At 35.1% G+C, this 24,887-nt stretch carries 16 protein-coding genes; 14 read left to right on the top strand and 2 right to left on the bottom strand.

Features of this window, described 5'->3' with window-relative positions:
* Nucleotides 1-40 precede the first annotated feature (40 nt).
* From rpsA to AC4FQ5_RS01185, 4 genes are all read left to right on the top strand, one after another.
* The gene (gene rpsA, locus AC4FQ5_RS01170; protein WP_491140668.1) at nt 41-1,846 is read left to right on the top strand and encodes a 30S ribosomal protein S1; all 1,806 of its coding nucleotides are present in this window, start codon (nt 41-43) and stop codon (nt 1,844-1,846) included.
* A gap of 205 nt (nt 1,847-2,051) precedes the next feature.
* Nucleotides 2,052-4,667, top strand: a complete 2,616-nt coding sequence (locus AC4FQ5_RS01175) for a T9SS-dependent M36 family metallopeptidase (RefSeq protein WP_491140669.1) — start codon at nt 2,052-2,054, stop codon at nt 4,665-4,667.
* Between the two features lie 115 nt (nt 4,668-4,782).
* On the top strand, nt 4,783-5,763 hold the full coding sequence (locus AC4FQ5_RS01180; RefSeq protein WP_491140670.1) for an EamA family transporter: 981 nt from the start codon (nt 4,783-4,785) through the stop codon (nt 5,761-5,763).
* Nucleotides 5,764-5,848: 85 nt separating this feature from the next.
* Nucleotides 5,849-6,844 (top strand): alpha/beta fold hydrolase, encoded by a 996-nt coding sequence (locus AC4FQ5_RS01185; protein WP_491140671.1) that lies wholly within the window; start codon nt 5,849-5,851, stop codon nt 6,842-6,844.
* 214 nt (nt 6,845-7,058) lie between these two features.
* Here the strand turns inward: AC4FQ5_RS01185 and rplS are convergent, their stop codons facing one another.
* On the bottom strand, nt 7,059-7,415 hold the full coding sequence (gene rplS / locus AC4FQ5_RS01190) for a 50S ribosomal protein L19 (protein ID WP_034709455.1): 357 nt from the start codon (nt 7,413-7,415) through the stop codon (nt 7,059-7,061).
* Nucleotides 7,416-7,842: 427 nt separating this feature from the next.
* Between rplS and AC4FQ5_RS01195 the strand changes: the two genes are divergently transcribed.
* Both AC4FQ5_RS01195 and AC4FQ5_RS01200 read left to right on the top strand, forming a co-directional pair.
* Nucleotides 7,843-8,547 carry a CoA transferase subunit A gene (locus tag AC4FQ5_RS01195; protein ID WP_491140672.1) on the top strand — a complete coding sequence of 235 codons (705 nt, stop codon included), beginning with the start codon at nt 7,843-7,845 and terminating at the stop codon, nt 8,545-8,547.
* A gap of 133 nt (nt 8,548-8,680) precedes the next feature.
* On the top strand, nt 8,681-9,334 hold the full coding sequence (locus AC4FQ5_RS01200) for a 3-oxoacid CoA-transferase subunit B (RefSeq protein ID WP_491140673.1): 654 nt from the start codon (nt 8,681-8,683) through the stop codon (nt 9,332-9,334).
* A 289-nt stretch (nt 9,335-9,623) separates the two neighbouring features.
* Here AC4FQ5_RS01200 and AC4FQ5_RS01205 read toward each other — a convergent pair whose 3' ends face one another.
* On the bottom strand, nt 9,624-10,427 hold the full coding sequence (locus AC4FQ5_RS01205) for a DUF4197 domain-containing protein (protein WP_491140674.1): 804 nt from the start codon (nt 10,425-10,427) through the stop codon (nt 9,624-9,626).
* Nucleotides 10,428-10,532: 105 nt separating this feature from the next.
* On the opposite strand from AC4FQ5_RS01205, the gene AC4FQ5_RS01210 reads away from it, so the two are divergent.
* The 8 genes from AC4FQ5_RS01210 to AC4FQ5_RS01245 all read left to right on the top strand — a co-directional run bounded on the left by AC4FQ5_RS01210 (nt 10,533) and on the right by AC4FQ5_RS01245 (nt 24,856).
* Nucleotides 10,533-12,806, top strand: coding sequence for a glycoside hydrolase family 20 protein (locus AC4FQ5_RS01210; RefSeq protein ID WP_491140675.1), 2,274 nt, complete (start codon nt 10,533-10,535; stop codon nt 12,804-12,806).
* Between the two features lie 51 nt (nt 12,807-12,857).
* Nucleotides 12,858-13,853 carry an isoaspartyl peptidase/L-asparaginase family protein gene (locus AC4FQ5_RS01215; RefSeq protein ID WP_491140676.1) on the top strand — a complete coding sequence of 332 codons (996 nt, stop codon included), beginning with the start codon at nt 12,858-12,860 and terminating at the stop codon, nt 13,851-13,853.
* 149 nt (nt 13,854-14,002) lie between these two features.
* Complete coding sequence (locus AC4FQ5_RS01220) at nt 14,003-14,665, top strand: copper homeostasis protein CutC (protein ID WP_491140677.1); 663 nt, start codon at nt 14,003-14,005, stop codon at nt 14,663-14,665.
* A gap of 166 nt (nt 14,666-14,831) precedes the next feature.
* Complete coding sequence (locus tag AC4FQ5_RS01225) at nt 14,832-17,330, top strand: beta-mannosidase (RefSeq protein WP_491140678.1); 2,499 nt, start codon at nt 14,832-14,834, stop codon at nt 17,328-17,330.
* 92 nt (nt 17,331-17,422) lie between these two features.
* The gene (locus AC4FQ5_RS01230; RefSeq protein ID WP_491140679.1) at nt 17,423-18,331 is read left to right on the top strand and encodes an AEC family transporter; all 909 of its coding nucleotides are present in this window, start codon (nt 17,423-17,425) and stop codon (nt 18,329-18,331) included.
* A gap of 390 nt (nt 18,332-18,721) precedes the next feature.
* The gene (gene priA / locus AC4FQ5_RS01235; RefSeq protein ID WP_491140680.1) at nt 18,722-21,169 is read left to right on the top strand and encodes a replication restart helicase PriA; all 2,448 of its coding nucleotides are present in this window, start codon (nt 18,722-18,724) and stop codon (nt 21,167-21,169) included.
* A 159-nt stretch (nt 21,170-21,328) separates the two neighbouring features.
* Nucleotides 21,329-22,798, top strand: coding sequence for a D-alanyl-D-alanine carboxypeptidase/D-alanyl-D-alanine endopeptidase (dacB, locus tag AC4FQ5_RS01240; RefSeq protein WP_491140681.1), 1,470 nt, complete (start codon nt 21,329-21,331; stop codon nt 22,796-22,798).
* A 144-nt stretch (nt 22,799-22,942) separates the two neighbouring features.
* The gene (locus AC4FQ5_RS01245; protein ID WP_491140682.1) at nt 22,943-24,856 is read left to right on the top strand and encodes a M1 family metallopeptidase; all 1,914 of its coding nucleotides are present in this window, start codon (nt 22,943-22,945) and stop codon (nt 24,854-24,856) included.
* Nucleotides 24,857-24,887 lie beyond the last annotated feature (31 nt).

The raw sequence follows: 24,887 nt of genomic DNA on the forward strand, positions 1-24,887 counted from the left end.
CCAAAGTCTGTAAGAATAGGAATACAAATTTTATTAGAAAATGTCAAAAGAGACAAATTCAGCAGAGGTTATTCTTAACCAAAACGTAGCACCAGAACAATTTGACTGGGATTCTTTCGAATCTGGTCTTGATGCAGATGCTAGAAAAGAAAAAAGCGATCTTGAAGAAATCTATAACGGATCTCTTAGCAGCTTAAATGATAACGACGTTATCACTGGTAAAGTTGTAAGATTGACTGACAAAGAAGCTATCGTAGACATCGATTTCAAATCTGAAGGTGTTATTTCTCTTAACGAATTCCGTTACAACCCAGGCCTGAAAGTAGGTGATGATGTTGAAGTAATGGTTGACAGAAGAGAAGACAAAACAGGACAGTTACAGTTATCTCACAGAAAAGCTAGAACGCTTAAAGCTTGGGATAGAGTAAACGAACTTCACGAAACTGGAGAAATCGTTAACGGTTTTGTTAAGTCTAGAACTAAAGGAGGTATGATCGTTGACGTACACGGAATCGAAGCATTCTTACCAGGTTCTCAAATCGACGTTAAGCCAATTAAAGATTACGATCAGTTCGTAGGTAAAACTATGGAGTTCAAAGTTGTGAAAATCAACCCTGAGTTCAAAAACGTAGTAGTATCTCACAAAGCATTGATCGAAGCAGATATCGAAGGTCAGAAAAAAGAAATCATCGCGCAGCTTGAAAAAGGTCAGGTTCTTGAAGGTACTGTGAAGAATATTACTTCTTACGGTGTATTTGTAGATCTTGGTGGTGTTGACGGATTGATCCACATTACAGACCTTTCTTGGTCTAGAGTGAACCATCCATCTGAAATCTTGGAAGACGGACAAACTGTGAAAGTGGTTATCCTTGACTTTGATGATGAGAAAACAAGAATCCAATTGGGTATGAAGCAATTAGAAGCTCATCCTTGGGATGCTCTTTCTGCTGACATGAAAGTTGGTGATAAAGTAAAAGGAAAAGTAGTAGTTCTTGCTGACTATGGTGCATTCGTAGAGATCGCTCCAGGTGTAGAAGGATTAATTCACGTTTCTGAAATGTCTTGGTCTACTCATTTGAGAAGCGCAGGAGATTTCGTAAAAGTAGGTGACGAAGTAGAAGCTGAAGTACTTACTTTAGATAGAGAAGACAGAAAAATCTCTCTAGGTATGAAACAATTATCTAAAGATCCTTGGGAAAATATCGAAGCTAAATATCCGGTAGGTTCTGAGCACGTTGGAACTGTAAGAAACTTTACAAACTTCGGTGTATTCGTAGAATTGGAAGAAGGTATCGATGGATTGATCTATATCTCAGACCTTTCTTGGACTAAGAAAATCAAGCATCCATCAGAATTCTGTGCAGTTGGTGATAAATTGAATGTTATCGTTCTTGAACTAGACATCCAGGCTAGAAGATTATCTCTAGGTCACAAGCAATTGACAGAAAACCCATGGGATAAATTTGAAACTAAATATGCTGAAGGAACTATACATGCTGGTAAAGCTGTAGAAGTACACGATAAAGGTGCTTCTGTACAATTCGAAGATGCTGAAGTAGAAGCTTTCTGCCCTTCAAGATTATTAGAGAAAGAAGATGGATCTAAAATCAAAAAAGGTGAAGATGCTCAATTCAAAGTTATCGAATTCAATAAAGAATTCAAAAGAGTAGTTGTTTCTCACACAGGTATCTTCAGAGACGAAGAGAAAAAGAATGCAAGAGAAGCATCTAACAACAGATCTAATAACAACAATAACACTTCTTCATCTAACAACGAAGAAAGATCAACTCTAGGTGATATTGATGTATTAGCTGAATTGAAAAAGAAAATGGAAGGAGGTAAATAATCTTCAATCATTTTTAATCATATGAAGCCACTCTTGCGAGTGGCTTTTTTTTGCTTTCATTCTTTTAAACTACTGTTATTCAGTAGTTTTTATATAGAATTAGTTATTTTTATCTGCTTTACAGTAAAGGATGTTTTTTAATAAAGATTTTAGACGTGATTTCACAAAATGTTCATATTTTTATAAAGCATTAATAACTAAAGTCATGAATTATAATTTTATTCATAATATAAAAACAAAAATTATTAAAATTCTATTTTTACTTTTTGTTTTACTCCCTTATTTCATCTTTTCCCAACAGCAGAAAAGATTGATAACGAATTACTTTCAGACAAAACTGATTCAGGATTTCAAAAAAACAGATTTAACAGATTTTGAGATTGATAACATAGACTTATCAAAATCATTAGGGGGAGAAGTGATTAAAATTCAGCAAAAATTTAAAAATTATCCTGTTTATAATGCAGTAGGAACAACTTTGATTAAGGAAAATAAAATTGAATATTTTTCAGATTCTTTCGTAAAAGATTATCGTAATTCAACTTCTACTGTACCATCGTTAAACAAAGAAAATGCACTTGAAAAGATTGCCTTAATTTTAGGAAAAGAAGAAATCGCAAATTTTCAAATTCTTGAAAATTCTTCTCCGGAGCCAAATCATAGGAAATTTGCAAAACAAAAGTTAGTGTTTATTGAGATAGATTCTGATTTAAGACTTGCCTACCAATTTTTTCTTTACGAACCGCAATCTACCAACTTCTGGAATATTTTAGTCGATGCAAATACCGGAGAAATTTTAAATAAGGACAATCTTAATCTATCATGTAGTTTCCATCCTGGAGCTTATGGTCATGATCATTCAAATGAATATCTTGTGACAACCCCAAAAAAAGCATCCACATCAAATATTTTCGCTCCCGATAATGCATCTTATAATGTTTTTCCGTTGCCAATTGAAGCTCCGACTTTCGGAAGCAGGTCAGTTCTTTCTAATCCCTGGAATTTAACTGCATCTCCGGAAGGATGGCATTCGGATGGTGCAAATCATTACACAATCACCAGAGGAAATAATGTTTTTGCTTACGCAGATACCTCAGACACAAACCAGCCCGGATTTTCTCCGGATGGCGGTACAAACAGGAATTTCAATTTTCCATTTTCAATCAATGGAACTCCTGCATCTAACCAAAATGCAGCTATTACCAATTTGTTTTATATCAATAACAGAGTGCATGACATTTTTTATCAGTTCGGATTTACAGAATCTGCGAGAAATTTTCAGCAAAATAATTTTGGAAAAGGCGGGGTAGGCAATGACTATGTCATCGCTGAAGGTCAGGATTCGGGAGAGTTAAATAATGCCAACTTTGCAACACCTCCAGATGGAAACAGACCTTTGATGCAAATGTATCTTTGGTCGACTTCCAATAGATACTTTTTTTACAATGCTCCGCTATCAGCAATTCCAAGCGTTCCTCAGGCAAATCCGGCTCAGTTCGGACCACCACTAAATGGAACGGGAGTTACCGGAGATGTAGTTTTAGCATCAGTAATTGATGGCTGTACAGCATTACCTTCGGGATCTTTGGCAGGGAAAATAGGTCTTATCGAAAGAGGCGGTAGTACGCAATGTACATTTGCTCTTAAAGTGAAAAATGCACAAAATGCAGGAGCAATTGCTGCGATCATCTATAATAATGCTGCTGCTGTAAATTTTCCATCTTCAATGGGCGGAACTGATCCTACAATCACTATTCCGTCAGTTCTGATTACCAATAGTGAAGGTGAATATATCAAAACTCAATTGAGTAACGCAGTTACAGTTAATATAACTTTAAAAAGTGATCCCTCAACCGCAATTACTCCTGATGGAAGTTTTGACAACGGAATCATCACCCACGAATACGGGCATGGAATTTCGAACAGACTTACCGGGAACGGATACACCTGTCTTTTAAAATCGGCAAGCAAAGAACAAATGGGAGAAGGTTGGTCAGATTTTTTTGCATTAATGCTTACCAACAATCCAGCTGATAACGCAAATGTTCCGAGAAGTATCGGAACTTATGCAAGCGGACAATCAACAATTGGTGCGGGGTTAAGACCGGTAAAATATTCACCTGATTTTGCGGTTAACAATTATACCTATGGCAGAACCAACGGAATGGAAATCGAAGAAGATTCTGAAATAGTTCCGGATGTCCACAGAATTGGATTTGTATGGGCGACAATGCTTTGGGATTTGCATTGGCAATATGCAGCGAAATATGGATATTCATCTGATGTAACTGCAAATGCGACTAATGGAAGCTCAAGGGTGTTGCAGCTTGTAACTGATGCTTTGAAATTACAGGCTTGTAATCCGACATTTATAGACGGCCGTAATGCTATTTTATCCGCAGAAATGCTTACAACTAAAGGTGAAAACCGATGCATGATCTGGAAAACTTTTGCGAAAAGAGGTTTGGGATTAAATGCTTCTGCAGGTAACAAAATGAATATCAGTGATCAGGTTGAAGATTTCTCAATACCCAAAGATTGTACTGACGGAAATTCAAACATTCTTATTGATAAAAGTCAGATCGCAATTTATCCAAATCCTGCTCAGGATGAATTTTTCATTTATTTAAAAGATTTCACAATAGGTAAAGTTCATGTTCAGGTTTATGATATGTCAGGAAAAATGGTACTATCCGAAGACAGATCTTCACCTGATTCAAGAATTCCGGTTTCTACAAAAGATTTTGAAAATGGAGTTTATGTGGTAAAACTGCAAGGTCTGGGAATTGACATTACTTCAAAAATTATTGTCAAAAAATAGCATCCTGAAAAATATTAAATAAAATCACTTTAGAATTTCTGTGGTGAGTTATTTAATATAGAATTCAACCCAAACAAATTTTTATGTTGTAACTTTGCCGGCTGTAAAAATTGATATGGAGAAGAAGAATATTTTAAAAGGAGTGATTTTTGTCGGGATTGGAGCAAGTATTTACGGGATGTTGGCAACGTTTGTAAAAATGTCTTACAAAGAAGGTTTTACAACTTCAGAGGTGACAACGGCACAATTTGTAATGGGTTTCTTGGGATTATTGATTTTAAATTTTATTCAGACAATTACCTCAAAAAAAGCATTATCATCACCGAGTTCCAAAGAATTTAAAATGCTGATGTTGGCAGGAACATCTTTGGGATGTACGAGCTTATTTTATTATATATCAGTACAGTATATCAATGTTTCGATTGCTATTGTACTTTTGATGCAGTCGGTTTGGTTCAGCGTTGTTGTGGAAAGTTTTTTAACTAAAAAATTTCCTGATGCTAAAAAGATTATTGCAACTTTCATTGTTTTGGCAGGAACGGTTTTAGCTACCAATCTCATCAGCTTAGAAGTGAAAATTGATTGGCGCGGTATATTTTGGGGATTGTTGGCGGCGGCTTCATTTACCATGACGATGTTCACTTCCAATACTTTGGCAACCAATTTACCGGTTCTTAGGAAAAGTATCATCATGCTTTCGGGAGGATCAGTCATTGTACTTTTATTTCTGTTTTTTGCTCAGATTGGACCATTACATTTTGAAGGACTAAGATCCTTTTACTTAAATTTCACAGAAAATACGCAGCATATCCGTCCGTTTGACTATTCAATATTTTGGACTTATGGATTTATCCTGGCACTTTTCGGAACCATCATTCCTCCTATTTTATTTAATCTAGGTTTCCCAAATACAGGTTTGGGTTTAGGAAGTATTATTTCATCATTGGAGCTTCCTGTTTCTGTGATGATGGCTTTTGTTTTGTTGGGCGAACAGGTTCTTTTCATCCAATGGACTGGAATCACATTAATCCTTTTCGCGATTGTTTTAATGAATCTACCTTCTAAAAAAGAATTGGAAGTAGCAGAAATACAGTAAAAAGCACTAATAAACTAAAAAATAACATTCTAAAACCGTTTCTTTTGAAGCGGTTTTTTTAATTTTAATATCTAAAATCAAATTCATGAAATATTTTAAAAATGCCGCAGTAATAATGTTGTTTTCAATTGCATCTGTTCCTTTATTTTCACAGGTAAAACCTTTAGATGCAATGCTTTCAAACTACCAATATCCTTACGAAGTTCATTTCAAAGATTTAAAATCACAAAATCAAACCTTAAAAATGGCTTATATGGATGTAAAACCCACTAAACCAAACGGAAAAACCATCATGCTTCTTCACGGAAAAAACTTCAACGGAGCATATTGGCAAAAAACAGCAAAAGATTTATCCGATAAAGGTTTTCGGGTGATTATTCCCGATCAGATCGGATTTGGCAAATCTTCAAAACCGCGGAGTTATCAGTTTTCATTTGCTCAGTTGGCAAGTAATACCAAAGCAATTTTAGATGATTTAAAAATTGATAAACTGATTGTTTTAGGACATTCAATGGGAGGAATGGTTGCCACAAGATTCACTTTAATGTATCCCGAAAACGTTGAAAAATTAATTCTCGAAAATCCTATCGGATTGGAAGATTACAAAATTTTGGCAAAATATCAGACAATTGATGATGCGTATCAATCAGAATTAAAAAATACCGCAGAAAGCTATAAAAATTATCAGCTTAAATTCTATTACGACAACAAATGGAAAGCCGAATACCAACCGTGGCTTGATCTCATCGCAGGTTGGACATTACACAAAGATTATCCACAAGTCGCCTGGAATGCGGCTTTGACGAGTGATATCATCTTCAATCAGCCTGTCGTTTATGAATTTAAAAACATCAAAACTCCAACCTTACTGATTATCGGAACAAGAGACCGCACAGCGATCGGAAAAGATCGAGCTCCCAAAGAAATTCAGCCTACAATGGGACAGTATCAGGAATTGGGTAAGAAGACACAACAGCAAATTACCGGATCAAAATTAGTCGAGCTCGAAAACGTAGGTCACTTGCCGCACATTGAAGTCTATGATAAATTCTGGAATGCTTTGTATGATTTTATTAAATAATTGTGAGATTTAATTAACATCCGTTTTTCATTCCTTAGGAATTTAAATATTGAAAACATGACGTTTAGATTCCTCCGGAATGACAAACTTAACGCTGATTAATTTAAAAAAATCGCATAGTTTCCTACCGGAAAAAAGTGAATTCTAAAGTATTTCAAAATAAAGAGAGACCACTAATTGTAGCGGTCTCTCTTCGTATGTGTTGTTGTCTGAATTATTTCTTCTTGTAAGCAGCGTCTTTAATTCTCGCTTTCTTACCTCTAAGATCTCTGAAGTAGTAAATTCTAGATCTTCTAACTCTACCTCTTCTGTCAACTTCGATTTTTTGAAGAGCAGGCATGTTGATAGGAAAAACTCTCTCTACACCTACATCACCACTCATTTTTCTGATGGTGAAAGTCTTTGTAGAACCTGTTCCTCTCAATTGGATTACGGTTCCTTTGAAGAACTGAGTTCTTGTTTTTTGACCTTCTTTAATTTCGTAATACACAGTGATTGTATCACCTGCTTTGAATTCAGGGAATTCTTTTTTTGTAATGTACTTGTCTTGTACGTACTTTAATAAATCCATTATTAATAAAATAAAATGTGTTACGCTAAGCAACTTACACGGACTTCGTCAGAGGTTGAATAACAGATTGCAAAAATAAAATAAATTTTTCTGTTAGCCAACAGTTTACGAAACAATTTTTCAGGAATTTTAATTTAATTTTTAGACAACAAAATATCAGTATTCAATTATATCTCCAACACCGAAACTCTACAACCCAATCATGGCGTGTCCTTCGCTCGGTCATTCCGCTGCGCTCCATTTCCTCACTCAGGTCGGGCTGTCCGCTTTATCTTTTTGGGGTTGCGGCGGCTTTGCCGCCGCAACCCCAAAAAGGATGTCGCTTCCATCCCTCACGCAAAATACGGCCTTTCAAATCAAAAGATTACAAAATTGAGAAAATTCCCAAAAAAATTGTAATTTCAGACCACAAATTTTAAGCAGTACAATGATAGATAAAAGAGTAGAAAATGCCACTGAAGCGATAGAAGGAATCAAAGACGGAATGACCTTAATGTTAGGCGGATTTGGTCTTTGCGGAATTCCTGAAAATTCGATCAATGCTTTGGTAGAAAGTGATGTGAAAGATCTTACCTGCATTTCAAACAATGCCGGAGTTGATGATTTTGGTTTAGGATTATTGCTACAGAAAAAGCAGATCAAAAAAATGATATCTTCTTACGTTGGAGAAAACGCAGAATTCGAAAGACAGATGCTCTCAGGCGAATTAGATGTCGAGCTGACTCCACAAGGAACACTTGCGGAAAAATGCAGAGCTGCACAAGCCGGAATTCCTGCTTTCTACACGCCTGCAGGTTTCGGAACTGAAGTGGCACAAGGAAAAGAAGTCAAAGATTTCAAAGGTAAACCCCATATTTTGGAACATGCTTATGAAGCAGATTATTCTATTGTAAAAGCATGGAAAGGAGATCATGCAGGAAACTTAATTTTCAAAGGTTCTGCAAGAAACTTCAATCATCCGATGGCTGGAGCAGGGAAAATTACCATCGCTGAAGTAGAGGAATTGGTAGAGCCGGGAGAATTAGATCCTAATCAGATTCATATTCCGGGAATTATGATCCAAAGAATCTTTCAGGGAGAAAAATTTGAAAAAAGAATTGAACAGCGTACTGTCAGAAAAAAACAAGACTAATTCTTATTTAAAACTTTGCTGAGTGTAACTTGTACAAACTTAAAAACAGCATGTTTTTCAATAAAAATTTTGCGCTCTTAGCGTTAAAAAGAATTACTTAAATTATAATAATCAAAATTTTCAAACAATACTTATGTTAAGTAAAGAAGATATAGCAAAACGTATTTCCAAAGAAGTAAAAGACAGATATTATGTAAACTTAGGAATTGGAATTCCGACTTTGGTTGCCAATTACGTTCCGGATAATCTTTCGGTAGAGTTTCAGAGTGAAAACGGAGTTTTAGGAATGGGACCTTTTCCTTTTGAGGGAGAAGAAGATGCAGATGTCATAAATGCAGGAAAACAAACGATCACAATTTTAGAGGGTGGTTCATTTTTCGATTCGGCTTTTAGTTTCGGGATGATCAGAAGCCAGAAAGTTGATTTGACCATTCTTGGAGCAATGGAAGTTTCAGAAAACGGAGACATTGCCAACTGGAAAATCCCCGGCAAAATGGTTAAAGGAATGGGTGGCGCAATGGATTTGGTTGCTTCCGCTGAAAATATTATCGTTGCAATGATGCACGTCAACAAAGCCGGAGAAAGTAAAATTCTAAAAAAATGTACACTTCCTCTTACCGGAATCAATTGTGTAAAAAAAGTGGTTACCGAATTAGCCGTTTTAGATATTACTCCGGCCGGATTTAAGCTTGTTGAAAGAGCTCCGGGAGTTTCGGTAGAACACATTATAAAATCCACAGAAGCAGATTTAATCATCGAAGGTGAAATTCCTGAAATGCAATTCTAATAAAGCAAAAACCTTGTCAATCGACAAGGTTTTTTATTTGTAGTTTATTGACATAGGAAAATGGAACGTTAATAAATTAAAAATTATCCGTTAAAAAATTTCCACTGTTCGAAGCGCGGCATAAACCTTTAATCAAAAAATAAATCTCGAATCCGCGCAAGTTTTGGAAATTTTAGGATTAAATTTTAATTTTTAGTGGAATTTTCCTAGTCTTGAATTTTTGTTTATTTTGTTTCAAGACAAAAGAAAAATTAATTGAATTTGTCTTATTAACTTTATAAAAGAAAAATTATTTCCCGTCCTGCGCTCCAAAAACCTTTTGCAAAATACTCGTCGTTCTCATTACAGAATTATTTCTGATTCCGCTTTCTTTTTCTGCCACCATTTTGAAAACACCATTGATTGTTTCATTGGTAACATATTCGTTCAGATCAGTAGAAACAGCATTTCCTGTCAATGTATTGTATTTAGAAATCAAATTATTCCAGACTTTATCGGCACCCACTTTTCCTAAAGAAGCCTTTACTTTCGGCTGAAAAGCGGTGAAAAGTTGAGATTGTGTTTTACTTTGTAGATAATTTGTTGCAGAATTATCACCTCCCAGCAAGATATTTTTAGCATCGGTAATCGTCATTGATGTAATCGCTTTTGTGAAAATCGGAGCAGATTCAGTAACCGCATCTTCAGCGGCTCTGTTGAGTAATTTCACCCCCTGATCAGCTAAACTGCCCAATCCGAATGCACGGAGTTTTGTGTCAATTATTCTTAATTTTTCAGGCATTAAGATTTTCACAGCTTCATTTTTCAGAAAACCATCAGTAACACCAAGCTTTTTCACGCCTTCCGTTACACCAAGACTCAAAGCTTCTTTTAAACCCGACGAAATCTGAGTTGAAGTCAGACTGTTGATATTTACAGATGGTGATTTTGTTGTGGTTGAAGTTGTGGTACTTGAAGTTGTTTTTGTCTTTACCGGATTGTTTAGATCAACTCCTGTTTGGTTTTTAACAGTTGATTTTATAATATCTAAAATCTGTGCGTGTGCAGAAACTGAAAATAATAATCCAGCTGCTAGAATAAAAGTTTTTTTCATCGCTTATTTTATACAAATTTAGATGTTTTATTGTTTAATAAGTTAAATTATAGACCTAAATTTTTCAGAAAAGAATTATATTCGCTAAAATCTAAACTCTACAAGATGCTGCGTATTCTATTGGTTTTTTTTCTATTCATTTCAACTTATTTTTTCTCTCAAACAAAATTGAATTTAATCCCTTATCCACAAAAAGTTGAGTTTCAAAAAGGAGAATTTATTATTCCTGAAAATTTTATTTTAGATGAAAATCTGCCAAAACAAGAAACTGAATACTTCAAAAAAAAATTTAATAAAGTATTTGTTTTTAAATATGGAAATTACAAGGAGGGGGTTCATTTAATAGAATCTTTATATCCGCCAAAAATATCGCATTTACCGATAAACGAAGAACAAAAAAAAGAAAAATATACCATTCATATTTCTTCAACGAAGATTGTCATCAATTCATATACGAGACAAGGGTATTTTTTAGCACTTCAAACGCTGATCCAGTTATTCGAGCAGTATAGAGATGAAGGCAAAATTCCGGCAATGAAGATTGAGGATGAGCCAAAATTTGCTTGGAGAGGAATGCATCTGGATGTTTGCCGTCATTTTTTCACGGTTAAAGAAGTAAAACAATACATTGATTATCTCACAATGTATAAGCTCAATACTTTTCATTGGCATTTAACAGATGATCAGGGATGGAGAATTGAAATTAAAAAATATCCGAAACTAACGCAGATTGGTTCAAAACGTAAAGAATCAATGATCGGAGCTTACGTTGACAATACTTTCGACGGAAAGCCTTACGGACCATATTTTTATACTCAGGATCAAATAAAAGATGTAGTAAAATATGCTCAGGATCGACATGTTACCGTTGTTCCGGAAATTGAAATGCCGGGTCACGCTTTAGCGGCGTTATCTGCTTATCCAGAACTGGCATGTACGAAAGGATCTTTCGAACCCGCAGCAAAATGGGGCGTTTTTGATGATGTTTTTTGTCCGAAAGATGAAACTTTTACGTTTTTAGAAAATGTTTTGGATGAAGTGATGGCTCTTTTTCCGTCACAGTATATTCATATTGGAGGTGATGAATGTCCGAAAACAAGATGGAAGGAATGCGCTCATTGTCAGGAATTAATCAAAAAAAATAATCTGAAGGATGAACATGGTTTACAAAGCTATTTCATTCATAGAATTGAAAAATATGTAAATTCTAAAGGTCGAAAAATCATTGGTTGGGATGAGATTCTGGAAGGCGGATTAGCGCCAAATGCAGCCGTAATGAGCTGGACGGGAATTAAAGGAGGCGTGGAAGCTGCAAAATCCGGTCATTTTGTCGTAATGACTCCCGGTTCGTATTGTTATTTCGATCATTATCAGGGAGATCCTGCGACCGAGCCGAATGCTTTTGGAGGTTTTACTCCTTTGGAAAAAGTGTATTCTTACAATCCGATTCCGAGTGAATTGAATGCTGAACAGGCAAAATATATTTTGGGAGTTCAGGCGAACTTATGGACAGAATATATTCTCGATTTTAAACAGGTTCAATACATGATTTTCCCAAGATTATTTGCTCTTTCAGAAGTCGGATGGGGAACTTCTGATCCTGAAAATTATAAAGAATTTGAAGGGAGAGTTATTAATGAATTCAAGGTTTTGGAGAAAATGAATGTGAATTATGCTAAAAGTATTTATAACGTTTCAGGAAAAGTAATTCCCAATAACAACGGTGTTTCTTATGAACTTTCAACTTCACAAAATTCAAATGGAATAAGATATACTTTAGACGAAACAGAGCCGAATGCAAATTCACAAACCTATCAAAATACGATTCCGGTTTCAAAATCAATGACGATAAAATCAGCGTATTTTGAAAACGGACAATTAAAAAGTGCAGTTTCTTCACAGACTTTTACGGTTTCGAAAACGACTGGAAAGACTATTACATTAGAAGAACAACCAAGTGAAAATTATTCTTTCGGCGGAGCCTTCACTTTAGTTGACGGAATTGTCGGGAATGTAAAACAATTGGGGAAAACATGGCTTGGCTTTCAGGGAAAAGATGTTGTGGCAACAGTTGATTTTGGAAATAAAACTCAATTCTCGGAAGTGTATTTTAATACATTGGAAAACAAAGGAAGCTGGATTCATTTGGCAAAATCTGCACAGATTTTCGTTTCTGATGATAATAAAAATTTTAAAATGATCAAAGAAATCGGAAAAGATGAAATTCAAAATTCAAAAGGGAAAATTAAATTAAATGTAGGAAGTCAAAACTCAAAATACATTAAAATTAAAATAGTAAACGCAGGAATTATCCCGGCCGGAAATCCGGGAGCAGATTCAAAAGCCTGGCTTTTCGTTGATGAAATCGGAGTAAATTAAACAACGCATTGATCTAAGCTGTAATTCCTAAAACCTTATACCTGAAAAACAATGAACTCACGCAGAAAATTTCTAAAAAACACCGCATTGGCATCTTCAGCATTATTGTTGAATCCATTGGATTTAATTGCTAAAGATTTACCTGAAAATAACAATAAAGTTGTAAACAAACCGATCGTCATTTCTACATGGAATTTTGGTTTAAAAGCTAATGAAGAAGCTTGGACGATTTTAGGAAAAAACGGAAGAGCTTTAGATGCAGTAGAAAAAGGCGTTCGTCTGGTTGAAAATGATCCTACAGAAAGAAGTGTTGGTTATGGCGGTCGTCCCGACAGAGACGGAAGAGTGACATTGGATGCCTGTATTATGGATGAAAATTATAATATCGGTTCGGTTGCCTGTTTAGAAAATATTAAAAATCCTATTTCTGTAGCAAGAGCAGTAATGGAAAAAACACCACATGTTATGTTGGTGGGTGACGGAGCTTTACAATTTGCCATTTCTAAGGGTTTTAAAAAAGAAAATATTTTAACTGCCGAGTCTGAAAAAGAATGGAAAGAATGGCTAAAAGACAGCAAATACCAACCTATTGTAAACATTGAAAATCACGATACGATCGGAATGATCGCTTTGGATGCACAGGGAAATCTTTCCGGAGCCTGTACAACGAGCGGAATGGCTTTTAAAATGCACGGAAGAGTTGGAGATTCACCGATTATCGGAGCGGGTTTATTTGTTGATAATGAGGTGGGTGCAGCAACGGCGACAGGTCACGGGGAAGAAGTCATCCGAATGGTTGGAACTCATTTGGTGGTTGAATTGATGCGACAGGGCAAAAATCCTCAACAGGCTTGTAAAGAAGCAGTTGAAAGAATTGTACAGATTACTAAGAGAAGAAATAAGAATTTAAAAGATATTCAGGTTGGTTTTATTGCTTTAAATAAAAAGGGTGAATATGGCTCGTATTGTATTCAGGATGGATTCAATTATGCTGTTTATGATCAAAAAGGGAACCGTTTGGAAAAACCGGAGTTTGCTTTGAAATAAATTGTAGAAATTAGAAATTAGAAATTAGAAATTAGAAATTAGAAATTAGAAATTAGAAATTAATTTTGCTAAACCCTAAACCCTAAACCCTAAACCCTAAACCCTAAACCCTAAACCCTAAACCCTAAACCCTAAACCCTAAACCCCAAATGTCAAAAATAGAAATAGCCTGTTTTAACCCCGAATCTGCGATTATCGCTTTCGAAAACGGAGCCGACAGAATAGAATTGTGTGACGGATTAAACGAAGGCGGAACAACGCCAGACTTTGAAACAGCAAAAGAACTTAGAGAAAAAATAAATATTCCGATTTTTGTAATGATTCGTCCTCGTGGTGGAGATTTTACCTATTCTGAAGCCGAATTTGAGCAGATGAAAGAAGAATTAATTCAATTAAAATCATTGAATGTTGACGGTTTTGTTTTCGGAATTTTAGATGAAAATGATGAGGTGAATATGGATCAAAATAAAGAATTAGTTGAATTGGCAAACCCTCTTCCGTGCACATTTCATCGGGCTTTCGACAGAGCGAAGGATCTGGAAAATTCTTTAGAAAAAGTAATCGATTGTGGTTTTAAAACAATTCTTACTTCGGGTCAAGAACCAAATGTTTCTGAAGGGAAAGAAAACCTTAAAAAGTTGGTGGAATTGTCCAACGGAAGAATCGAAATTCTTGTCGGTGGAGGTCTGCGTTCAACAAATATTGAAGAAATCAGAGAGATTACAAAAGCCGGATATTTTCATTCTTCTGCGATTACGGATGGTGGCGCTTTTGCAAATGCGGATGAGGTTGTAGCTTTGAAAAATAGATAATCTTAAAATCAACGGTTTTTTTGTCATTCAGAACGGAACAAAGTGAAGCGAAGAATCTCCACTTAATATTCTTAAAAACTTAACTTTAATCTTAATGGTTAAATAGTAGTTTAGATTCTTCCTTCGTCAGGATGACAAACGTTACGTTACTCAAATACAATAATTCATGAACAAAACTATCCTTTTTGCTTTCCTTTTCATCCAGAATATAGTATTTGCACAGCTTTCAGAGAGAAATTTATCCTCTGGAAAATGGCAGTTCAAAAATGCAAAAGAAAATTCTTGGATGACCGCCTCGGTCCCGGGAACGGTTCATTTGGATTTGATGAATCATAAAATCATTCCCGACCCTTATAAAGATGAAAATGAAAAGAAAGTGCAATGGGTAGAAAATGAAGATTGGGATTATCAGACTTCATTTATAATTTCATTGAAGGAATTTGAAAATCAGAATATGGATTTGGTTTTTCAAGGATTAGATACGTTTTCAGAAATTTATCTGAATGGAAAACTGTTGAAGAAAACAGATAATATGTTCAGAAAATGGGAAATTCCGGTTAAACAAAATTTGAAAATAGGAGATAATTTACTGCAAATTAAATTCAAATCTCCGGTAAATGTAGGAAAGGAATTGGCGAAAAAAGTTCCCTTTACGATGCCTGAATCTCCAAGAAGTTTTGTAAGAAAAGCACAATATCAATTTGGATGGGATTGGGGACCGAGATTAGTGACAGCCGGAATATGGAAAGATGTAAAGTTGAATTTCTGGAATAACGCTAAACTTGAAAATGTAAAAATTGAGCAAAAAAAATTAACGAAGCAAAAAGCAGAATTAAATATTCAAACTGAAATTTTCGCTCAAATTGAAGGTAAATATTCGTTATCGATTAACAACAAAAAAGAAAATGTTCAATTAAAAAAAGGAAAAAACACAATTCAGGTTCCTTTTACAATTGATAACCCCAAGCTTTGGCAACCAAATGGTTGGGGCGATCCGAATTTATATGAGATAAAAATTTCTCTTCAAAAAGATGCAAAAATTATTGATAATAAAACTGAACGAATTGGTTTACGAACAATCGAATTAATCCAGGAAAAAGATGCTAAAGGAAAGTCTTTCTACTTTAAAGTCAACGGAAATCCAATGTATGCAAAAGGAACCAACTGGATTCCTTCCGACAGTTTTACACCAAGAATTACCAAAGAAAAATATCAGAAACTCATCAAAGATTCCAAAGAAGCGAACATGAATATGATTCGTGTCTGGGGAGGCGGAATTTACGAAGACGATGAATTCTATAAAGCCTGCGACGAAAACGGAATTTTAGTTTGGCAGGATTTTATGTTTGCGGGAAGTTTTTATCCATCTGATGAAGAATTTTTAAACAATGTAAAAGAAGAAGTAAAAGATCAGGTCAACCGACTTCAAAATCATGCCTCGATCGCTTTGTGGTGCGGAAATAACGAAATTGACGAAGCTATTGTTAATTGGGGATATCAAAAGCAATTCAGATATTCAAAAGAAGATTCTTTGCAGGTTTGGAAGGATTATAAAAAACTTTTTCATGAAGTGATTCCAAATGCACTCAATGAAGTTGCTGTAAAAGATAAATCGATTTACTGGCCAAGTTCGCCCTCAATTGGTTGGGGACACAAAGAAAGTTTAACAGAAGGAGATTCTCATTATTGGGGAGTTTGGTGGGGCGAGTTTCCATTTGAAATTTATAACGAAAAAGTAGGAAGATTTATGTCTGAACATGGTTTTCAGGGCATGCCGAGTCTGGAAGCTGTAAAATCGATGTTTTCGGAGAAAACTGTTTTAAGTTTAGAAAATCCAACAATAAAAGCACACGAAAAAAATGCCCGTGGTTTTCATATTATTGATGAATACATGAAGCGTGATTATATCGTTCCGACAGATTTTGTGAAATATAATTACGTTTCACAATTGCTTCAGGCTCGCGGAATGCAGATTGCGATAGAAGCACATCGCCGGGCAAAACCTTACAATATGGGAACGTTGTATTGGCAACTCAACGATTGTTGGCCGGTTATTTCCTGGTCATCGATTGATTATCTGGGAAATTGGAAAGCGTTGCATTATCAGGTGAAAAGAAGTTTTGAAAATCAGGTGATTTTGATGTCGGAAGAGAAGATAGAGCAAGATGAAATCTTAAATTTTTATGTAATTAATGATAATTTAGAAAAGGTTGAAGATTTATATTTAGATTTTAATATTATGAAATTCAATGGTGAGAAAAAAGGTTCCGGAGGATTAGCAGAGTCTAGTACTATACAGCCAAACGGGATATTAAAATTTTCTTTTTCACTTGAAGAAATCATTGGAGATTCAAATAAAGATGAAATTTTTCTCGACATCATTGTTAGAGATAAAAATGAGAAAATATTTGCTAAATCTAATTATTTCTTTGCAAAACCAAAAGATTTAAAACTTTCAAAACCAGCAATTAAAATCAAGAAAATTTCAACAACAGAAATTGAAGTTTCAACAGATGTTCTGGCAAAAGATGTTTATTTAATCGGAGATACTCATTTCAGCGACAACTTTTTCGATTTGCTTCCGCAAACTTCAAGAAGAATCACACTTTCAAAACCTCTGGAAAAAGTTGAGGTAATGAGTTTGTGGGACACGATGAATGAATAATAGTATAGAATGACAAAAGTTATGTAAATAATATCAGTTTTTATTACAAACTAAAAAATCAACCGTAAATTTGTGCATATTTCAAGAAGATTATGGTAAATTTTGTTTTGATCGCCGTTTGCATTCTGGCAGGAATGATCTTAAAAGGAACAAAATCTATTCATCCGGATGCGCACAAAGGTATCAACACCTGGATTATTTATCTCGCTTTACCTGCCGTTTCGTTTAAATATCTTCCGAAAGTTCATTGGTCAACCGAAATGTTGTTTCCTATTATTTCTACGTTTATTATTGCATTCGGAAGCGGTTTGTTTTTCCTGATCTACAGCAGACGGAAAGGATATTCCGGACGTTCGAGAAGCACGCTCGAATTAGTAAGCGGATACTGCAATACCTCATTCATCGGATTTCCGTTAATTTCTGCTTTTTATGGTGAAAGTTATCTAAGTATTGCAATTATTTGCGATCAGACCATGTTTTTTGCCCTCTCAACGTTAGGAATCATTGCTGCTGTAAAAGGCGGAAGCAAATCGGGACAAGTAAGTGCAATATTTATTTTAAAAAGACTGGTCACTTTTCCTCCGCTTATCGGCTGTATTGCCGCTTTGGTTTTATCTCAATTTGTCGATTTCACACTTGCCGAACCTTTTTTTGATAAATTGGCGGCAACCGTAAGTCCTTTAGCATTATTTTCTGTCGGATTGCAATTAAAATTCAACGGATGGAAAAAACTGATTCCACAAATGTCAGCTTCCATGTTTTATAAACTGATTTTATCTCCGGCAATTATATTAGGATTGGCATTGCTGATAGGAATCAAAGGAGATATTGCGAAAATTACCGTTTTTGAAGCCGCAATGCCGACCGTTCTTACTGCAAGTATTATTGCCGAGCAGTTTAGACTAAATACAAAACTCACGAACTTAACGATTGGATTCAGTATTATTGTTGGGTTTTTTACAACGACAGCTTGGTATCACATCATTGAGTTCTTTTTCTAAAAACTAATTACATATAATTAATATTTTTAGGAGCTATTTCCAGCTTTCCGTTACAATCTTTTTTTTCAAAAAAGGATTTCCACTGCAATCTGGGCTAGGAGTTTCGTGATCATTTTCAACTTTTGTAATAACCATCACATTTGTCATTTATTTTTTAAATTAATCAGCGCCAAGTTTGTCATTCCGGAGGAATCTCAGCAATTATTTTGTACATCAATCTCTAAAAATTAAGCTTAGATTTCTCCGGATGACAAAAAGCGCAAATATTTAAAACCTCCAATCTTTTTGATTTAGATATTCAAGAGAGTTTAAAATATTTACATGAATAAAAGTCTTACGATTTTTGCGTTTAAATAAATTAAAATTTAATTTTACATTTTAATTTTCCCCTTGCGATACGCTCAGATTATTTTACCGCTCAATTTAAAAGGAACTTTCACTTATAAAGTTCCGGAAGAATTAGATACCAACATTCAAGACGGAATGCGTGTTCTGGTTCCTTTTGGCGGAAAAAAAATCTATACAGGCATTGTTTTCGAACTTCACGATCAGGCTCCTGAAAGTTTCGTGACAAAAGAAGTCATCAGTATTTTAGATGATTATCCGATTGTTCCTTTTCAGCAAGTTAACTTTTGGAACTGGCTTTCAAACTATTATCTCTGCAATTTGGGCGAAATTTACCGCTTTGCTTTTCCATCTTCTCTGAAACTGGAAAGTGAAACGTATCTGAAGCTAAAACCGAATGCAATTATAGAATTTGAAAACCTTGATGTCAACGAGATGTATCTCATTCAGGCTCTGGAAGTTCGGCAGCTGATTAATCTGACTGATATTGAAGCGTTTATCCCGAAAAAAGAAATCATCAAAACCATCAATTCTCTGATTGATCTGCAATACATTGAGATTGATGAAAAAGTTGCCGAAAAATACAAAGCCAAAGAAGTTGCTTACGTAAAAGTGAAAGATGAGGTTTTGGAAAATCAAAATCTTACCGAAATTCTTCTGCAGCTCAACAGAGCCAAAAAGCAGAAAGAACTTTTCCTGAATATCATTGAAAAACAAACGGAAAATCCTGATTTCCATATCAAAAAATCAGAACTATTCGAAGACGGATATTTCGGAAGTTCGCATTTCAAAGCTTTGGCAGATAAAAATCTGGTTGAAGAATATTATCTTCAGAAAGACAGAATCGAAAGTTACGAAGGTGAAATTGAACAAATAGAAGAACTTTCAGAAGCACAGAAAGAAGCAAGAATTGAAGTTGATGAAGCGTTTGAAGAAAAGAAAAATGTTCTTCTTCATGGCGTCACATCATCCGGAAAAACCCATATTTATTTAGAAAAAATTGAAGAATGTATCAATGAAGGAAAAAATGTTTTGTTTTTACTTCCTGAAATTTCTTTAACGAAACAAATCACACAAAGACTAGAAAAAAAATATGGTCGACAGCTTGGTTTTTATCATCAGAAACTTACTGATTTTGAAAAAGTTGAGGTTTGGCGAAGAATTAAAAATAACGATATTAAAATTCTCATTGCAACAAGGAATGCCCTATTTCTGCCTTATCAGAATTTAGGATTGATTATTGTGGATGAAGAGCATGATTCTGCATACAGACCGAGAGAGGTTTCTCCATTTTTTAATGCGAAAGATGCGGCTTTAGTTTTGGCAGGTTTTTATGATGCAAGAGTTATTTTGGGGTCGGCAACACCTTCCGTGGAAAGTTATTATTTAGCCAGAAAAGAAAAATTACAATATGTTTTTTTGAATGAAAGATTCGGGAATGTGAAATTGCCTGAATTTGAATTGATTAATTTCAAAGAAGCTCAGGACTCCAAAAAGGTTTCAGGAAACTTTTCATTGCAGTTAATTGATGAGATTAAGAAAACTTTAGAAGAAAAAAATCAGGCAATCATTCTTCACAACCGTCGCGGTTATGCAAGTGTCATAGAATGTGAGACTTGTGGTTACGTCAATTACTGTTCAAACTGTGACGTTGTTTTGACCTACCACAAAGCTGCCAATGAAATGAAATGCCATTATTGTGGTCAGAGAGCTTCAAAGCCAAGAGCCTGCCCGAAATGTCATTCTGAGAATCTGAACGAAAGAGGAGTGGGTGTAGAGCAGATTCAAGAGGAAATTTCAAAGATTTTCCCTGAAAATGAAGTCGACAGAATGGATGTCGATTCGATGCGGAAAAAATTTGCCTACGAAAAATTATACGAGAAAATAGAAGACCGGGAAACGGATATTATCGTTGGTACGCAAATGATTTCTAAAGGTTTGGATTTTGATCATATCGAATTGGTGGCAATCCCAAAAGCTGATTCTATGTTGTATGTGCAAGATTTCAGAGCAGAAGAAAGGGCGTATCAATTGATTACCCAGGTTTCAGGAAGAGCGGGAAGAGTTTCCGGAAACGGGAAGATTTTAATTCAGACTTATAATCCGGATCATTCTGTATTCCAATTAATTAAAATGAATAATGTTGCGAAAATTTATAAATATTTTCTCACTGAGAGACAGAAATTTCATTATCCGCCTTTCACGAAATTAATAATGATCGAACTGAAGCATATTAAAGACGATAAAGTTAACCGTGCTTCACAATTTTTAGGCTCAATTTTAAGAAAATATTTGCCTGAAGATTGTATTCTCGGCCCGGAAAGAGCGCAGATTGCAAGACTGAATAATCTGTATCAGTTCCAAATTTTACTGAAGCTTCCACGAGGTAAAAACTATGATAAATTTAAAAACCTTGTATTGTTAAGTTTAAAAGAATTTGACGAAATTACTGCATATCAAAGCATTAAAAAAGAGGTTTTTGTGGATTTTTAACAATTTTTAACAAACTTTAAGCGGTTTTAGTATACTTTTATAGACTCCATTCTAACAATAATATCTACATTTGAACGTTTATTATGTGTTTGGATAAAAGCAAATGGTTTAACTTATCATATTTTATGCCATCCAAAGTATAACAAAAAGAAAAAATTGATGATAAATTACAGAAAGTATATTTCAGGTATTACGGTTTTGGCCACTGGTTTTTTCCTTGCCCAGTCTACCGTATCTACAGTTCTTTATTCTCCAAATTTCGAAAGTCAAAAGAGCGGATTAAATTTGCCTTCTCCCGTTGCTGCGGTTGAAAAGGCTTTTTTGTCTCCCAAAGAACTTGTGGATGTAAATGTAAACACAATGATGGCAGATCCTGTGTTGAAAAATGCAACCTGGGGATTTGTAGTCTACGATCCGAAAACGAAGAAGATTATCTCCTCGTATAACGAAAATACTCCTCTTGTTCCTGCATCTACTACAAAACTTTTGACTACAGAAACAGCTTTGAATCTGTTGGGTGAAAATTACCGCTGGATGACTCAGCTGGAATATTCGGGGACAATCGATGAAAATGGAGTTTTAAACGGAAATCTTTACATTGTAGGAAGCGGCGACCCGTCGTTGGGAACCAATAAAGCGGGAGCCTGGTCTTACAAAGAAATCGTTTCAGACTTCGTAAGCGGAATGTCTCGTGAGGGGATCAAAAAGGTAAATGGTGATATTATTATTCAGACAGCGCTTTTCAAAGGTAACATTTCGAGACTTCCGGAAAATGTTGTTTGGTTAGAAAACAATAATTACTATCTTCCGGTTGGTACAACCCGCGAGATCAATCCTGCAAACGAAAAACTGATCGTTAAAAAAGGAGCAAATGCTACTTCAGACAAAAAATATTTCTACGTTTCACCTTATGCCAACCAAATGGTTTATGCTGAAAAATATGAAGGTGACGGAATTTTAACGACTAAACTTCCTGATGCTCCTGCATTTTTAGCCAATACTTTCAGAGCAACTTTGGTGAAAAGCGGGGTCGGCGTTACCGGAAAAGTAACTCCAAAAATGACCGATGCAGCTCCTGAAGTGAGAAAAATGATTTCTGCTTATAAATCTCCGACTTTGTCTGATATTATTTATTATACTAATCAGCGTAGTGATAACGGTTTGGCAGAAGCTTTATTAAAAACGGTTGGTTTCCAGAAAATGGGTGATCAGACTTCTGAATCGGGAAGAATTGTTGTAAACGAACATTTGAAAGATGCAGCTTTCGATGTAGAAGGTTTAAATTATATGGATGGAAGCGGATTGTCAAGAAGCAACAAAGTAACTCCGATTTCTCAGGTGAAATATTTAACTTCATTGATGAATCAGAAATATTATAAAACTTATTTTGATTCTCTGCCGATTGCAGGACAGTCGGGAACTTTGAAAAGTATGTTTGTAACCGAAGGAAACGGACAGATTTTTGCTAAAACCGGAACTTTAAATAAAGTGAAAGCCCTTGCTGGTTATATTAAAACAAATTCAGGAAGAACATTGGTCTTCTCTCTGTTGGTAAATAACTACGCAGGTTCTGTAGCTCAGGTGAAAAGCAAAATGGAAAAAATTCTTCAGCCTGCTTTAGATCTTTAGAAAATTTATCGAATTGATATATAAACCTTTTAATCTCAGATTGAAAGGTTTTTTTTATCTTTAACCTCTAATTTGTTGATAATTAATTTGATTTATATTTTGATCAAAAACCATTTCATCTAGACAATCGTATATTAAATGGATATGAAAAAATTTTACTTTCTAATTTTAAGTGTTTTAGTATTTCAAAACGTCTTAGCCCAGGAAAATCTTGAAATGAAAGGATTGATGGCTAAAGAAATGAAGTCTTATGCTTCCAAAATGAATATCGGAAATACCAATCCGAATACTTTAAACTATGATCTGCAATATCAGCGAATGGATGTTTCTATCAATCCTTCTGTAGCTCAGATTTCAGGTTCGGTGACTTCTCATTTTAAGCCAAGTCAGGCAGTGAGCAGTATTTACTTTGATCTCAGCAATCAGCTGACGGTTTCTCAGGTAACTTTTCATGGTCAGCCTTTAGCTTTTCAGCAGTTGGCAACCAAAGAAGTTAAAATAGATTTTACATCTGCCCTTCCTGCTAACGTTTTAGATTCATTAACGATACAGTATAACGGGGCTCCTCCTACAAACAATAATGCTTTTTTTATCAATACACAAGGTGGAACTCCTGTTCTTTCTACTTTAAATGAACCTTATGGTGCACAAGACTGGTTTCCTACAAAGCAAAGTTTAAATGATAAAATTGAAAGATTTGATATAAAAGTGACTACACCTTCCCAATACAGTGTAGCGTCCAACGGAAAGCTGATGAGCGAATCGATTTTAGGAAACGGACAAAAATTAACATTCTGGAGAACTCAATATCCTATAGCTGCATATTTAGTGGCACTTTCAATTACCAATTTTGTTAAACTGAACGATACAATGGGAACTCCGCCTTTCCCTTTTGTCAATTATATTTATCCGGGAACAGCTGCTAATACGACGAGTATGGCAAATATCGAATGGACGAAAACGGTGATGAACATCTTTGAAACTTTCTTCGGACCTTATCCTTTCAGAAATGAAAAATACGGTCATATGGAATTTACTGCAGGTGGCGGAATGGAACATCAAACGATGACTTCAATGGGAGGCTGGACTAAGCAATTAATTGCTCATGAGCTTGCCCATCAATGGTTTGGTGATAAAGTTACCTGTGGTGCATGGAATGATATCTGGCTGAATGAAGGTTTTGCTACTTTTGGTGAGCATGTTGCCAATGAAAAGTTATTAATGACCAATACCCAGTTTCTGAATTATCTCCTCAATGAAAAAAATGTAATTACAAGCTCACCGGGAGGAAGTGTTTATGTTGCTGATGCCAATCTGGGTAACATAGGAAGTATTTTTGACGGAAGATTGTCTTACTCAAAAGGTGGATATGTGGTAAGAATGATCAAATGGATTTTAGGTGAAACCGTATTTTACCAGGCTTTGAAAGATTATCATGCAAGACCAAATTTAGCCTACAATTACGTGAAAACTTCAGACTTAAATGCTTCATTATTGCAATCAACCGGAAAAGATTTCACAGGATTTTTCAATGACTGGATTTACGGGCAGGGATATCCAACCTATGATATCCGATGGAAACAAACGGGGAATATATTGACTTTCAAAGCGGCACAAACGCAAAGTCATGCTTCTGTAAGTTTCTTTGATATGCCTCTGCCAATCAAAGTCAATGGAACAGGAGGACAGGTGGCTTATTTTGCTTTAAATAATACCTCTAATAATCAATATTTTACTGAAACGGTAGCATTTCCGGTTGCAAGTGTAGAATTCAACTATGAATATCAGATTTTAGAAAAAAACTCGACTGTGACGGAGGATAATACTTTGAGCACCTCAGAGATTAAATTTGATCAGTTTGCAATTTATCCAAATCCTGCAAAAGATGAATTATTTGTTTCAGGTTTGAAAAAAGTAACTGATTATTCGATTTTTACAGCCGATGGAAGATTGGTTAAAAAAGGAAATACTGATAAGAAAATTGATATTTCTTCTTTACCCAAAGGAGTTTACATCATTACTGTTGAACAAACCAATTTTAAATTTGTAAAAGAATAGCCTTTTAGAATTAATTAAAATATTTCAAAAA

It is taken from the genome of Chryseobacterium sp. DT-167 (genome assembly GCF_058310155.1).

Bases quoted from the DNA above. Each gene is read 5' to 3' on its own strand.
- rpsA (WP_491140668.1), top strand. From the start codon at position 41: ATGTCAAAAGAGACAAATTCAGCAGAGGTTATTCTTAACCAAAACGTA.
- AC4FQ5_RS01175 (WP_491140669.1), top strand. From the start codon at position 2,052: ATGAATTATAATTTTATTCATAATATAAAAACAAAAATTATTAAAATT.
- AC4FQ5_RS01180 (WP_491140670.1), top strand. From the start codon at position 4,783: ATGGAGAAGAAGAATATTTTAAAAGGAGTGATTTTTGTCGGGATTGGA.
- AC4FQ5_RS01185 (WP_491140671.1), top strand. From the start codon at position 5,849: ATGAAATATTTTAAAAATGCCGCAGTAATAATGTTGTTTTCAATTGCA.
- rplS (WP_034709455.1), bottom strand. From the start codon at position 7,415: ATGGATTTATTAAAGTACGTACAAGACAAGTACATTACAAAAAAAGAA.
- AC4FQ5_RS01195 (WP_491140672.1), top strand. From the start codon at position 7,843: ATGATAGATAAAAGAGTAGAAAATGCCACTGAAGCGATAGAAGGAATC.
- AC4FQ5_RS01200 (WP_491140673.1), top strand. From the start codon at position 8,681: ATGTTAAGTAAAGAAGATATAGCAAAACGTATTTCCAAAGAAGTAAAA.
- AC4FQ5_RS01205 (WP_491140674.1), bottom strand. From the start codon at position 10,427: ATGAAAAAAACTTTTATTCTAGCAGCTGGATTATTATTTTCAGTTTCT.
- AC4FQ5_RS01210 (WP_491140675.1), top strand. From the start codon at position 10,533: ATGCTGCGTATTCTATTGGTTTTTTTTCTATTCATTTCAACTTATTTT.
- AC4FQ5_RS01215 (WP_491140676.1), top strand. From the start codon at position 12,858: ATGAACTCACGCAGAAAATTTCTAAAAAACACCGCATTGGCATCTTCA.
- AC4FQ5_RS01220 (WP_491140677.1), top strand. From the start codon at position 14,003: ATGTCAAAAATAGAAATAGCCTGTTTTAACCCCGAATCTGCGATTATC.
- AC4FQ5_RS01225 (WP_491140678.1), top strand. From the start codon at position 14,832: ATGAACAAAACTATCCTTTTTGCTTTCCTTTTCATCCAGAATATAGTA.
- AC4FQ5_RS01230 (WP_491140679.1), top strand. From the start codon at position 17,423: ATGGTAAATTTTGTTTTGATCGCCGTTTGCATTCTGGCAGGAATGATC.
- dacB (WP_491140681.1), top strand. From the start codon at position 21,329: ATGATAAATTACAGAAAGTATATTTCAGGTATTACGGTTTTGGCCACT.
- AC4FQ5_RS01245 (WP_491140682.1), top strand. From the start codon at position 22,943: ATGAAAAAATTTTACTTTCTAATTTTAAGTGTTTTAGTATTTCAAAAC.